This is a genomic window from Thermostichus sp. MS-CIW-40 (assembly GCF_054058315.1).
Map to the genome: position 1 here is coordinate 1 of NZ_JBSSAC010000062.1, position 12260 is coordinate 12260.

Consider the following 12260-nt stretch of genomic DNA (forward strand, 5'->3'; position numbering starts at 1 on the left):
CAGGACTTGGGTCATGGTTCTATCATAACTTCCGCATTCCTCCCGACACTGACCCTACGGGTACAGTGCGGGGCTCCTGCGATTTCTAGCTGAAAACAGGTGTTCGTAGATGTCCGTTGACAAGGGATCTCCTCTCGTAAAATGGGATCACCTCGAGATAACCCCTCTTTAGCTGGGCTAGACCTATGGACATCATCACCCTTGGCTGGATTGCCGTCCCCACCTTCTTCGTTCTTTCCATTGCCCTGGTGGTCTGGGGGCGCAACGGCATGTAATTTGTCATGCCTGGATTGAGCCTCACATCCATCTTGCATTCATCTTGTTGTTCCTGCCGCCGATATTGACGGGGTTACCCCCGCTCACACCATGGAAACCGATCTTCCCTTGGTCGCCCGCATCGCCTACGGAAGCATCTTTTTGCTGTTGACAGCCGTAACACTGGGCGTTGGCTACATTACCTTCATCGACTGGCGGGATCGGCGGCGACGCAACGAAGTTGAGCGCAAAGCCCGTCGCTCCAAGCGCTAGCGCCGCTGTTGGGCCTGCTCAGGTCAGTCTTCAACCCAACTCAGGGTGGGGATGGCCAGGTAAGGCAGGGGATCCTGGGGTTGCAGTTGAGAAAGATGCCGCAGGATGCCCTGGTTAGCCTGCCACAGGGCTTGCACATCCCATCCGGCGTAGGTGGGCAGAAAGTCCGCCAGCTTGCGGTTAGCTTCCCCCAGCAGGATCATGCAGCCACGGCGGTTGCCGTTTTGCAGGTGATAGTAGGCCACGGCGGTTTGCAAAAGCCCCTGGTAGAAGCGCCGCTCTGGATCCACTGCCTCCATCCACAGGGCCTCTAGGGTGTCGTGGCAGGCGTAAAATTCCCCCCGGTTAAACTGCTCGGCGGCCAAACGCAACGCTTCTGAGTGGGCATTGCTCATGTGGCTAGGCACAGTTGTGGGCTAGGGGTGAGGTCTGCACAGGCAGGGATCCCTGCGGCAACACCAGGGTAAAGCAGGTTTTGCCTTGAGAACTCTCCACCGAGACGCTGCCCCCCAGCCGCTGCATCCACTGCTTGACCAAAGCCAGGCCCAGGCCGGTGCCGCCCCGTTTCCAGGGATCCCCGCTGGGAATGCGGTAAAACTTCTCGAAGATGCGCTCCCACTCGCTGTGGGGAATTTCTACTCCCTCGTTGATCACCCGAATTTCCACCTGCTGTGGGCCAGAGCGCTGCGCTGTTACCCAGATGTTGCACCTTGGGGGAGTATACTTGCAGGCGTTGTTGACCAGCTCCTGCACCACCCGCTCCAGGCCGCCCCGATCGGTGAGCACCTTGCCCACATTTGGCGCAATCTGCCACTGCAACCGTTGCTGGTTGGCCTGGGCCCGCTGTAGAAACGGCTCCAGCACGCTGGGCAGCCAGGTTGCCAGCGGCACTTCTTCCAGATGGAGCGTTTTGGATCCCTGCTCCAACCGCTGCAGATCCAGCAGGTCGTTCACCAATTCCGCCTCCCGCTCACACTCCTGCTCCAAAATCTTGAGATATTGCTCTCGTTTTTGGGGGGCGCGGGCGGTTTTCAGCAGTTGGATGGCCATCCTCATGTTGGTGATGGGGGTGCGCAGCTCGTGGGAGACGGTGCTCAAAAAATCATCTTTGAGGCGGTTGAGGCGCTCCAGCTCACCAATTTGCTGCACAGAAGCCTGGTAGAGGCGGGCCTGGCGGATGGCAATGGCGCAGTGATCCGCCACCTGCTGCACCACCTGCACCTCCAGTTCATCAAAGCACTCGGCTGCCGGCTTCGCCAGCCAGAGATCCCCCAGCACCCCTTGGTCATCCCGCAGCGGGCACACCAGCAGGGTCAGCCCTTCCCGGCGGGGGATCCAGCCCTGCCCAGGCAAATGGCAGAATTGCACCGCTTGACCCCCTTGCAGGTGCCGGTAAAGATCGGGGTAGTCGGCCAAAGTCAGGGTAATCCCGCCGACGGGCGGTAGGGCAGAGGTGTATTCGTAGCGCACCGTGGCTTGGCCAGATGCCCAATCGTAGAGACAGAGATCGCAACCTTGAATGGGCAACCCCAGAGCCAACTCCTGCACCACTGCCCGCAGGATCTGGGCTTCCTCCAAACTGCTGCGCACCTGGTCGGTGACCCGCTGCAAGAGGGCATCCATAGCCAGAGATCGCTGCAGGGCCGCCGTCCGCTCCTGCACCTCCTGCTCCAGACGGGCGTTGAGGGTTTGCAACTGCCGGTAGAGCTGATTTTGCGTAATGGACAGGGCCAAATGTACCCCGACCCGACTCATCAGCTCTTGCTCTGCAGCTGACCAAGCCTTAGGCTCGTCAATTTTCAGCTCCCGCCAGGCAGCAAAAGAGATCAAAGGCAGTTCTTGTCTGGGATCCCCCTGGGTAAACCAACGGTAGCCCGCCCAGTGGGTTTCTTGGTAAACGGCCCCGCGAAACACGCTCAGCCAGCCCACCGGCTGGTCATTCCAGGCGAGCTGGGCCACCAGCAGGCCACGAATGGGTGTCTGCTTCATCTGCTCTTGCAGCTCCGGCCATTTCTCCAAGTGGGATAGCGACCACATCTTGACCCAGCCCCCCGCTCCTCCGGCCCTTCCGAGCTGCTCCTGTAGCCAGGTGTCGTAGCTGGCCGGGGGTTGCACGCCATGACAACAGAGGGTGTCTGCGCCCATAAAGTGGATCCGCAGCCGCGCCCCGATCCCCTGCAAGCCGGCAGCAAGCTGCTCCAGCACCGTGGTCAAGGTCGTCTCCGGGTGCAGGGGCGAGTAAACTAGAGCAGCAATTTGGTTGATGAGGCGTTCCTGCTGCGCCTTCTGCCGCGCCTGCTCCAGCAATTCCGCCTGAGCAATGGCAATGGAAACTTGATCCGCCAGCAACTGCACCACCTGCAGCTCTTCTTGGGAGTAGGGACGAGGCTCAGCATGATGGGAGACCAACAGCCCCCATAGCTCCTGGTGATGCATCAGGGGAACCACCAAGGAAGAGGCCACCCCCATGGATTTCAAATAGTGAACATGGCAGGGATCCACGGGCCGCTGCAGCGGCTCGCCCAGAGGAACCCTAGCAGACAACCCCCAAGACTCCGGCTGGCTGATGGAACGGCTCTGCGCCTCCACATCCACAATCACCCGCACCTGAGCTAGGCGAAACAACCGCCGCGCCTCCTCGGGAATGTCCCCTGCCGGAAAAGTCAGCCCCAAGAGCGAGGGCAGCCGCTCCCCGCCTCGTGCTTCCGCCACCACCGTCCCATGCCCTTCCGGGTCGAAGCGGTACACCTTCACCCGATCCGTACCCAAAAAGGCGCGCACCTCCTCCACCGTCGCCCTCAGGATCTGATCCAGCTCCAGGGATTGCCGAATCTGGTGGGTGATGCGGTTGATGAGGGCATCTCGGCTGGGTCGAGCTGCGGCAGCCCACGTTTCAGTATCCATAGTTGCAAGCCCCTAGCCCCTGGGATTAACGGGAAGTATCTAGAGATACATCCCTTTTTTCCAGCATAGGATGTCTTTGAGAAAGGTAAGCGGGCTCAAAAGAAAAGTTAAAGAAAAAGTTAAAAATGGTAACTCAGGGTTTCCCGGGTTGGAATCGTCTGAGATCGGGTGAGATCTAGGGTCGGGAATGGCCTACGGCTCACCCGCGCCCTCGGAAAGCAGAGCTAGAGGAGAGGCAGCTGAAACAGGCGAGCGGCATTTTGGCTGGTTTCTTCTGCCAGTTTTTCCGGTGGGATCCCAAGCAGCTCCGCCAAGGTTTGGGCCACCCGCTGCACATAGGCCGGCTCATTGCGTTTGCCGCGGAAGGGGGTGGGAGCCAGAAAAGGGCAATCCGTTTCCACCAAAAGCTGGGATAGGGGCACCTCCAAGGCCGACCGGCGGACAGTCTCGGCATTTTTGAAAGTGACAATGCCGCTGAAGCTAATGAAGCAGCCCAGCTCGACAAACAGCCGCGTCTCCTCCGGGGATCCGCTCCAGCAATGCATCACCGCCCGCACTGGCCCCCCCGTGGCCATGGCCTCCTTGAGGATGGCGTAGGTGGCTGCTGCCGCCTCGCGGCAATGGACGATCAACGCCAGATCCTGCGCTTGGGCAATGGCAATCTGGGCCCAGAAGGATTCTTTTTGCCGCTCGATATCCGCCGGGTTGGACTTGTAGAAATCCAGGCCCGTCTCCCCGATAGCCACCACTCGCTCGTCGCTGGCGGCCAGGTGGGCGATCTTTTCGGCCAAATCGGGCTGCCACTGGCCCGCCTCCAAAGGGTGCAGCCCCACCGACAAAAATACTTCCGGATACTGGTCGGCAATGGCCTGCAACTGGGGGAATTCTGCTGGTGTTACACAAGAATGCACCAAACGCCGGATCCCCGTCTGACGCCAGCGCTCGGCCACCTGGGGCAGATCCGCGGCAAAATCGGGGTAATTGAGGTGGACGTGAGTATCCACCAAAGGAGCAGCAGGTAAGACGGCGGTGCTCAAGGCTCAGCTCCCCAACAATCGTGTTGCCAACCTTATCCAATTGTAAAAGCTGTCCCCGGCCTGCTTGGGATCCCTTCTGGCGCTCCCGTTTGCCGGCGAGCTCCCCTTGCGACGGCTCCTGGGGGGGCAGGATGATCCACAATGATTGAGGAAACCTTACGCTGGAGGTTTGTTATGGCCCGTACCCCCTCAACCATGCTGCCTTTGGGCACCCCAGCCCCTGACTTCAGCCTGCCGGATGTGGTGAGCGGCCAAACCATCTCCCTCTCCACCTTTGCCGACAAGCCGGCCCTGCTGGTGATGTTCATCTGCCAGCACTGTCCCTATGTGAAGCACGTGCAAGAGGAGCTGGCCCGCCTTGGCAGAGATTACAAGGATCGCGGCGTCGGCATTGTAGCCATCAGCGCCAACGATGTGGAGAAATACCCGGATGACAGCCCAGAGAACTTGAAGAAGATGGCCGAGACCTTGGGCTTTACCTTCCCCTTCTGCTACGACGAAACCCAAGAGGTGGCCAAAGCCTTCACCGCCGCCTGCACCCCCGACTTTTTCTTGTTCGACGCGGATCGCAAGTTGGTCTATCGTGGTCAACTGGACGACAGCCGTCCCAGCCTGACCGATGTGCCGGTGACGGGCAAAGATTTGCGGGCGGCGCTGGATAACCTTCTGGCCGGCAAGCCCATCGATCCCGACCAAAAGCCCAGCCTGGGCTGCAACATCAAGTGGAAACCTGGCAATGAGCCTGCTTATTTCGCTGGGTAGATCCCGCTTTTTTGAATCGCGGCCAGGGCCTGTCGATGCAAGCTGGGGTTGGCTGCCGCCAACACTTCTCCCGTGGAGGTGCGGGTTAAGGGATCCCCTCGCCAATCGGTAATCACGCCACCGGATCCCTCAATCACCGGCACAAGGGCAGCAAAATCGTAGAGGGCAAGGCCACACTCCATCACCAGATCCACACAGCCGCTGGCCAGCAGGCCGTACTGGTAGCCATCGCCCCCATAGGAGGTAATGTGAACTGCTTGGCTGAGCCCCTGGAAGCACCGTTGTTGGTCGGGTTGGGTGAACAAATCAGGGGTGGTGCAGCTCAAGTAGGCGCGGCTGAGGTCGGTATTGGCCTTGGTTTGAGCAGCCTGTCGGTGAGAGGGGGTCATCCATTGGGTGGGTTGTCCCCGCACCCCCAGCCAGCGTTCCCGCAACACCGGTTGATCGATGATGCCCAAAATGGGGCGGTCTTCTTCCAAGAGGGCAATCAAAGTGGCAAAGGTGGGCTTGCCGGTGGAAAAGGCGATGGTGCCATCCAAGGGATCCAGAACCCAGGTATAGAGGGATCCCGTCTGGTGAAAACCAAACTCTTCGCCAAGGATGCTGTGTTCTGGCACTTGGGCCATGAGCAAAGCTCGCATGGCCCGCTCTGCCTCCCGGTCGGCCACCGTCACAATTGGGGAGCGGGCCTCTTTGTATTCGGCTTGCAGTTCTCCGCGAAACAGGGGGCGAATCACCGCTCCGGCAGCATCGGCCAGGGCCTGGGCCAGTTCAATCCACTCTGCCTTGACCACCTTTTGCCCACCCCATCTGCCCCTTCCCTTTCTTAGCATAGGGAAAAATTTCCTCTCGGTTTATGCGGTCTGGCTTGCTCTTAACTCCTCTGGAATGGCTTTGGACGGCGATTGGGGTAATCCTGACCATTTTGGGCACCCTAACCCATTTGAGTTTTCCGCCGGAGCTGCCTGGGTTGGGGGGATACAGCTTCTCGCTGCAAATCGGGGGCGTGTTGCTGACGGCTTGTTTGGCGGGGCCGGTGGCAGCGGTGTGCGCCCAGATCGTCTACCTGGGGTTGGGGCTGGCAGGGCTACAGGTGTTTGCCCAAGGGGGAGGGTGGCAGTACCTATACCAGCCTGCCTTTGGCTACTTGCTGGGGTTTCTGCCAGGAGCCTGGGCCTGCGGGACAATTGCTTTTCCGCAACGGGATCCCTACCCTTCTCCCCCGGCCCACCAACGCGCTGCCGATGCCAAGCGGTGGGCAGAAGGGATCCCTGACTCCCCGGTGGGCCTCCAAGAGTTGGGATCCGGCAGCTTGGTGGCTTTGGCCTTGGTTCACCTGACCGGGATTCTCTACCTTTTGGCCACACAACCCTGGAATGGGGAGTTGCTGAGGTTGATAGGGCTTTACTCCGGCTATACTCTGCCGGGACAGCTCATCGTGGCCAGCTTTGTTGCGGTGATAGCGTTGCTGTTGCGGCGCTTGCTGCTGCTCTGAAGCAAGGGAATCAACTGTGCGCAAAGGCCCATGCAGATTTGGGTCGGGGCGCCTCCTTTCTCAGGCTGCGGCGGCAGAAAGTAACTTAGAGCTGTGCCGCTCAAGCGGTGGTACAGATTCTGGTCAAGTCTTGCCAGGATGGATGGGTTTGCGTGAGGAACTGCGGGATGCAACGGACTGCTCTCACCCTTTTGGCCACTGGCCTTTTGGCCACTGGGCTGGCTGCTTGTGGAGATGGCGGCAGCTCAGGGGGCTCGATCCTGCCCCCACCCCAAGGCCCAACGGTTTCGTTTATCAATGCGCCCACCTCGGTGCGGGTGGGCACCTCCACGCCGGCCTTCACGGTGCAGGTGAGTGTGCCCGGCGGTGCTCGTCCAACGCAGTTCATCGAGCTGGAAACTTTCAACCCCAGTGGCGTGCGCGTGCAAAGGGAATTCTTCAGCCCACAGCAGGCCGGCTGTAACCCTGGGGCCACCTTTTGTAGCTTCAGTACCGATTTCCGCGTTGCCCTCGGGGATCCCATCGGCGTTTGGCAGTTCCGGATTACCGCGTTTGACCAACAGAATCGCTCCGGATCCCAGACATTGCTGATTACCGCCTTCCAGTGAGCCAGCCGAGTTGCCAGCTTTGAGGCGAGGCCATTCACTCCAGAGGGGAATGGCCGCCACAGGTCGTGCCAGCGGGACGGAGTTGCAACAAGAGTAAACTACCCGACCCTGACTGCTTCGCAGTACAGTGCGGGCTTTCGGTAGCCCTGCAGTTGGCAAGCCAACCACGAACCTCTAGGCTGGTTTACAGCAGCCCCCAAAAGCGCAATCACATTCGCACCATTCAAATCCGCATCCCCTTCCCATCCACAGTGCCCACACTTGAACGACTTGCCACTGCGGTAGGATTGCGCAGGGTCGGGATGAATGTGCAAACACCGGTGGCAGGTCTGCGACGTGTAGGCAGGCGGAACAAGAATCAGAGCAACCCCCGCACGCAGAGCCTTGTACTCCAAAAATTGACGGAGTTGATAAAACGCCCAACTATTTGCCCGCCTACGCTCTGTCTTGCTGCGTGGCTGTTGATTGACCCTTTCCCGAATCTCTGTCAAGTCTTCCAGAGCAAGAGCGCTGTTTGTCGCCTTTGCCCTAGAGACAATAGCTTTGGAGATGCGATGATTGACCCACGTTTTTGCTACGCAACGCTGACGCGACTGAAAGCGTCTTTCCTTGCCAGACAGCCGTTGCAACAGTTCTCTGCATCTGCGCCGCGAACTGCGGGTGCCCTTACTGGCTTTGCGTTGAAGTACCGCCCTCAACCGCGAGTGATGGTCTCGGACTTTGTTCAACTGCTGTCCATTCCAGTTATCTCCTTCCGATGTATGAGCAATATCCGTCCTTCCCAAATCCACGCCCAGCACTCTATCCGTGCCTTGCGGTGGGCACGGTTCCGTTTCCACACAGATTTGAATGGAGTAGAAACCGTCTTTGCGCTTGACCAGAGTGGCGGATTTGGGGTTGGAGCCTGCCAACTGTTCTCTCTGGTAACGGCCAATCGCCAGCTCAAAGCGCTCTCGACCCTCCACCGTGGTCAGCGACACCGTCCAGTCTTTCTCGCGAAACGAAAAGATACGGGCATCGTAGGTCGCAAAGCCTCTCTTGAACGCTTTGACCGGACGGTTTTTCTGTCGGGCAACTTTACGGGCACCGGCCAGCCGTCTGCAGACCTGCTGGTCGCGTAAGCGGGACGTAGTCCTTGCCAAGTTACTGGACAAGCCAAACCGAGCGCGAATCTGGTGATAGCAAAGGGACTGGAGTTTGACTGCGTTGACTACTTTTTCTGGTGTGTTTTGGTTGACCCAGTTCAACGCCTGCACAAAGGCATCCATTGTCGCATCCAACTTTGCGGCTTGCGACTGGGACACCTTGAGCTTGCAGGAGACGGTCAGGACTTGGGTCATGGTTCTATCATAGCTTCCGCATTCCTCCCGACACTGACCCTACGGGTACAGTGCGGGGCTCCTGCGATTTCTAGCTGAATCTCGCTCACCGCTGCTGCAACCCATGACCAGCAGCAACTTTGTCGCTACCCCGCCAGCAGGAGCTCCCTGGGCATCCGTTCTCCCATAGCTAGGGCAACCAGCAAGGTTCGGCAAAAACAGGGCCAGAGGCATGCTCCCTCAAGCGATGAGCCAGTTATCACTGGAGTTCGCAAGCTGCCCAAGGCGGGATCCCCTACTCCAGGTCTCGACGGTTGGGGTTGCGGGAGGGGTCGTTGCTCAAAAAACCAAACACAAAAAGCCCCACAAAAAAGATGACAACCGCGTAAACAGAGATTTTCAGTAACAGCATAGTTTCAGCAACCCGTTTCCGACTGAGTGAACTGATGAAGCGATAAGGCAATCGTAAAACAAGGGTGAACCACCCCAGAGAGGGGATCCCGTCAAACCTGAGACCCCGCAAAACTTCTTCACAACATCATACCTCTCAGAGGGCCTTTTTCCCGCAAATGGCCCCAGTCTCCCCCCGAGAGATCCTTTCATCCCATCCTCAGAAAAGGCTGCAAAGCCCGGCATGTCGGGGATCCCCGGCAAGAGCAGAGATTGTTAAGAAATATTTTGGACTGGAAACAAAGATTGCCGCTCCTCAGCGGCGGCAGCGCTCGCGGGCGACCGGGACATAGGAAGATAGGATTTGTGGCTTTGCCGGGTCTTGCCGGACGTGTGTTGGATTTGCCCATGCCTTTTGATCGGTTAGGCCACTTAGAGGCTCTGGATGGGCGGTCGGAAACTCAGCCGCAACCTTTGTCGGGGATCTATCGGCCTCAGGAGTTGCCGCTTTCCGATGGGATCCCAGCTTTTCTGCACCACTGGCCCCAGGGATCCCCTTGCGGACGGGTGTTGCTTTTGCACGGTAAAGGGGATCACGGCGGCGGGTTTTGCCCTTTGGCCGGCGAGTTGGCTGCTCAAGGGTGGGAGGTTTTGGCGCCTGACATGCGGGGATTTGGTCGCTCCGGCGGGATCCGCTGCTGGATCGACCGCTTCAGCCAATATCAAGCGGATCTGGAGAGGATCGCCCAGCAGGTCTGGCCGCAGAAAGGGATCCCGCAGATCTGGTGTGGGTATAGCGCGGGGGCCAACTGGGTTACGGAATATGCCCTCGCCCATCCCGGCCAGGTGCAGGGCCTGGTTCTCATCTCTCCGGCTTTTCGCATCGACCACTATTTCACCCCTTTTACCCACGCCCTTCTGCAAGTTTTGGACAGGGTTGCTCCCCAGCTGGCCTTAACTGGCCTCTACGAGCCGGCGCGGGTGACTTCCCTACCCGAGCAGCAAGCCGCCTTTGCGGCGGATCCCTACATGTGCGGTGTGACGCGGGCCAGATTTACAGCCGAACTGGCGCGCAGCGGGCAGCGCTGCCTTGATCAAGCCCATCGGCTCCGCCTGCCGGTTTTGCTGCTTTACACCTCTGCCGATATCGTCGTCAATCCTGCCGGAGCTGTGGATTTTGCCCGTCGGCTGCCCCAGGGAGAAATCCACGATTTTCCCCAGTCCCGCCACGATCTTTTACACGACTGCCAAGCCGAAGCGGTAAAAGAGACCCTTCGCCGCTGGCTGGCTCGGCATTTTCCCTCTGCCCCGGATGTCGCCTCTCGCCGGACGACCAACTCAGCCCCTACCGACCTCATGGCAAAATAGAAACGCCCTCTTTCCCCCTGCTCTCATGAGCCAAGACCTGATCTACCGTCCCCGTCGGCTGCGGCGCACAGAGGCCTTCCGCCAGATGGTGCAGGAAACCCACCTGCGGGTGCAGGATCTGATCTATCCCCTGTTTGTCATGGAGGGGGAGAACCAGCGGCAGGAAGTGGAGTCGATGCCCGGCTGCTACCGCTACACCCTAGACCTGCTGCTGAAAGAGGTGGAGGAAGCCGCTCAATTGGGGATCCCGGCGGTGGCCCTGTTCCCGGTGGTGCCGGAAGAGAAAAAGGATCCCACCGGGCAGGAGTGCTTCAACCCAGAGGGCTTGATCCAGCGGGCGGTGCGGCGGATTAAACAGGAAATTCCCGAGATTTTGGTGGTAACCGATGTGGCTTTGGATCCTTACAACAGCGACGGCCACGACGGCATTGTGCGGGATGGGGTGATCCTCAACGACGAGACGGTGGAAGTTTTGGTCAAGCAAGCCCTCTCCCAAGCAGAGGCGGGAACCGACATTGTGGCCCCCTCGGACATGATGGACGGTCGCGTCGGCGCCATTCGGGAGGCCCTGGACGACCAAGGCTATACCGATGTGGCGATCCTGGCCTATTCTGCCAAATATGCCTCTGCCTTCTACGGCCCCTTCCGCGATGCCCTGGGATCCGCGCCCAAATCCGGAGACAAGAAAAGCTATCAAATGGATCCCGCCAATGCTCGGGAAGCCATCAAAGAGGTGGAGCTGGACGAAGCCGAGGGGGCGGACATGGTGATGGTGAAGCCGGCCCTGGCCTACCTGGACATCATCTACCGAGTTAAGGAATCGACGGATCTGCCCGTGGCTGCCTACAACGTCAGCGGCGAGTACGCCATGATCAAAGCCGCCGAACAAAAAGGCTGGATCGACGGCAAAAAAGTGATGATGGAATCGCTGCTGGCCATGAAGCGGGCCGGTGCCGATATCATCCTCACCTACTTTGCCAAAGAGGTGGCCTTGCTTCTCAAACAAGCCTAGGCAGAGGCAGCCTACGGCCTGGCAGACGGCTGGGTGGACTGCCCGATCCAGGAAGGGTGGGTGTTCTTCTCGTCGTCCGCCACCCAGGTACTGGGATCCACCAAACGCACCTGAATTTGATTGCGTGGCACCCGATTCAGCCGTTCCTTGATCAGGGCCTCCTGCTGCAAGGGATCCATACCTCGATCCACCCCCTCCTGCAGCCGAGAAATCCGAGTGGACAAGACCTCGATATGCCGCTCCAGAACCTGGAGCCGGTGGTGCTGAGCCAACTGCACCGGCAAGAGGCGATACAAACCACTGAGGGCAGCCGCCGTAAACAAGACATTCACCCCGATGTGACAGGCCATCTCCCAGACTTGAGGCTCGTGGCCAGGTTCTTGCCGTCCGCGCCGGCGGGAGCGCTGGACAGGGATCGTCCGCCGACCGGAAATTGGGAGAGAGGAGGGAAACCCTGCCCGAACCAGGGATCCCTGCCCTTGGGAGCGATGCACTCGTGGAGCAACAGAGATGTCCAGCCGAGGCCCAGCAACCTGCTCTGCACGCACAGACACGTGGCGAGCCGGGGTACGGGAAGAAGACTTGGGTGTCACGGGTGAAGGGAAGAAAATAGGGGGACGATGAACCACCTCTGCTGCCAAGAAGCGCAGCTAGGGCCTATTGAAGCCGATTTTTCCAGGTGTGTCAGCTTACTAGCGCAGGAGCCCCGCACTGTACCCGTAGGGTCAGTGTTGGGAGGAATGCGCTTTGATGAAGTACAATGAACTTATGAGCCAAGTCCTGACCATATCCTGCAAGCTCAAGGTGTCCCAGTCGCAAGCCGCTAAATTGGACGCG

At 59.2% G+C, this 12260-nt stretch carries 14 protein-coding genes; 7 read left to right on the top strand and 7 right to left on the bottom strand.

The genetic code is table 11. The annotated features are described in order from the left end of the window. Positions 1-185: 185 nt before the first annotated feature. Positions 186-275: a cytochrome b6-f complex subunit PetN gene (locus ACVWXF_RS13255; protein ID WP_244349857.1), complete on the top strand. Its 90-nt coding sequence runs from the start codon at positions 186-188 to the stop codon at positions 273-275. A 91-nt stretch (positions 276-366) separates the two neighbouring features. Next, positions 367-528, top strand: coding sequence for a hypothetical protein (locus tag ACVWXF_RS13260; RefSeq protein ID WP_011434030.1), 162 nt, complete (start codon positions 367-369; stop codon positions 526-528). A gap of 23 nt (positions 529-551) precedes the next feature. On the opposite strand, the gene ACVWXF_RS13265 is transcribed toward ACVWXF_RS13260, so the two are convergent. From ACVWXF_RS13265 to ACVWXF_RS13275, 3 genes are all read right to left on the bottom strand, one after another. Next, positions 552-923: a DUF309 domain-containing protein gene (locus ACVWXF_RS13265; protein WP_011434029.1), complete on the bottom strand. Its 372-nt coding sequence runs from the start codon at positions 921-923 to the stop codon at positions 552-554. Positions 924-927: 4 nt separating this feature from the next. Further along, positions 928-3432, bottom strand: a complete 2505-nt coding sequence (locus ACVWXF_RS13270) for a sensor histidine kinase (RefSeq protein WP_457474624.1) — start codon at positions 3430-3432, stop codon at positions 928-930. Between the two features lie 224 nt (positions 3433-3656). Beyond that, positions 3657-4436, bottom strand: a complete 780-nt coding sequence (locus tag ACVWXF_RS13275; protein WP_457393310.1) for a TatD family hydrolase — start codon at positions 4434-4436, stop codon at positions 3657-3659. A 207-nt stretch (positions 4437-4643) separates the two neighbouring features. Here ACVWXF_RS13275 and ACVWXF_RS13280 point away from each other — a divergent pair, with 207 nt between their 5' ends. After that, positions 4644-5231 carry a thioredoxin family protein gene (locus tag ACVWXF_RS13280; RefSeq protein ID WP_041437584.1) on the top strand — a complete coding sequence of 196 codons (588 nt, stop codon included), beginning with the start codon at positions 4644-4646 and terminating at the stop codon, positions 5229-5231. Here ACVWXF_RS13280 and hisN read toward each other — a convergent pair. Continuing rightward, a complete protein-coding gene (hisN, locus tag ACVWXF_RS13285) occupies positions 5216-6064 on the bottom strand; it encodes a histidinol-phosphatase (RefSeq protein ID WP_457411526.1) in 849 nt (282 codons plus the stop codon). The genes ACVWXF_RS13280 and hisN overlap by 16 nt on opposite strands. 23 nt (positions 6065-6087) lie before the next feature. Between hisN and ACVWXF_RS13290 the strand changes: the two genes are divergently transcribed. Then, the gene (locus ACVWXF_RS13290; protein WP_457394592.1) at positions 6088-6726 is read left to right on the top strand and encodes a biotin transporter BioY; all 639 of its coding nucleotides are present in this window, start codon (positions 6088-6090) and stop codon (positions 6724-6726) included. 167 nt (positions 6727-6893) lie between these two features. Further along, positions 6894-7334 (top strand): hypothetical protein, encoded by a 441-nt coding sequence (locus ACVWXF_RS13295; protein WP_457411529.1) that lies wholly within the window; start codon positions 6894-6896, stop codon positions 7332-7334. A gap of 98 nt (positions 7335-7432) precedes the next feature. On the opposite strand, the gene ACVWXF_RS13300 is transcribed toward ACVWXF_RS13295, so the two are convergent. Together ACVWXF_RS13300 and ACVWXF_RS13305 are read right to left on the bottom strand one after the other, a co-directional pair. Then, positions 7433-8674, bottom strand: a complete 1242-nt coding sequence (locus ACVWXF_RS13300; protein WP_457474625.1) for an RNA-guided endonuclease InsQ/TnpB family protein — start codon at positions 8672-8674, stop codon at positions 7433-7435. A 274-nt stretch (positions 8675-8948) separates the two neighbouring features. Continuing rightward, complete coding sequence (locus tag ACVWXF_RS13305; RefSeq protein ID WP_011434021.1) at positions 8949-9065, bottom strand: photosystem II reaction center protein I; 117 nt, start codon at positions 9063-9065, stop codon at positions 8949-8951. A gap of 386 nt (positions 9066-9451) precedes the next feature. Between ACVWXF_RS13305 and ACVWXF_RS13310 the strand changes: the two genes are divergently transcribed. Together ACVWXF_RS13310 and hemB are read left to right on the top strand one after the other, a co-directional pair. Then, on the top strand, positions 9452-10411 hold the full coding sequence (locus tag ACVWXF_RS13310) for an alpha/beta hydrolase (RefSeq protein WP_457474626.1): 960 nt from the start codon (positions 9452-9454) through the stop codon (positions 10409-10411). 25 nt (positions 10412-10436) lie between these two features. Beyond that, on the top strand, positions 10437-11423 hold the full coding sequence (gene hemB, locus ACVWXF_RS13315) for a porphobilinogen synthase (protein ID WP_414344721.1): 987 nt from the start codon (positions 10437-10439) through the stop codon (positions 11421-11423). A gap of 11 nt (positions 11424-11434) precedes the next feature. Here the strand turns inward: hemB and ACVWXF_RS13320 are convergent, their stop codons facing one another. After that, positions 11435-11977, bottom strand: coding sequence for a slr1601 family putative cell division protein (locus ACVWXF_RS13320; RefSeq protein ID WP_414375629.1), 543 nt, complete (start codon positions 11975-11977; stop codon positions 11435-11437). Positions 11978-12260 lie beyond the last annotated feature (283 nt).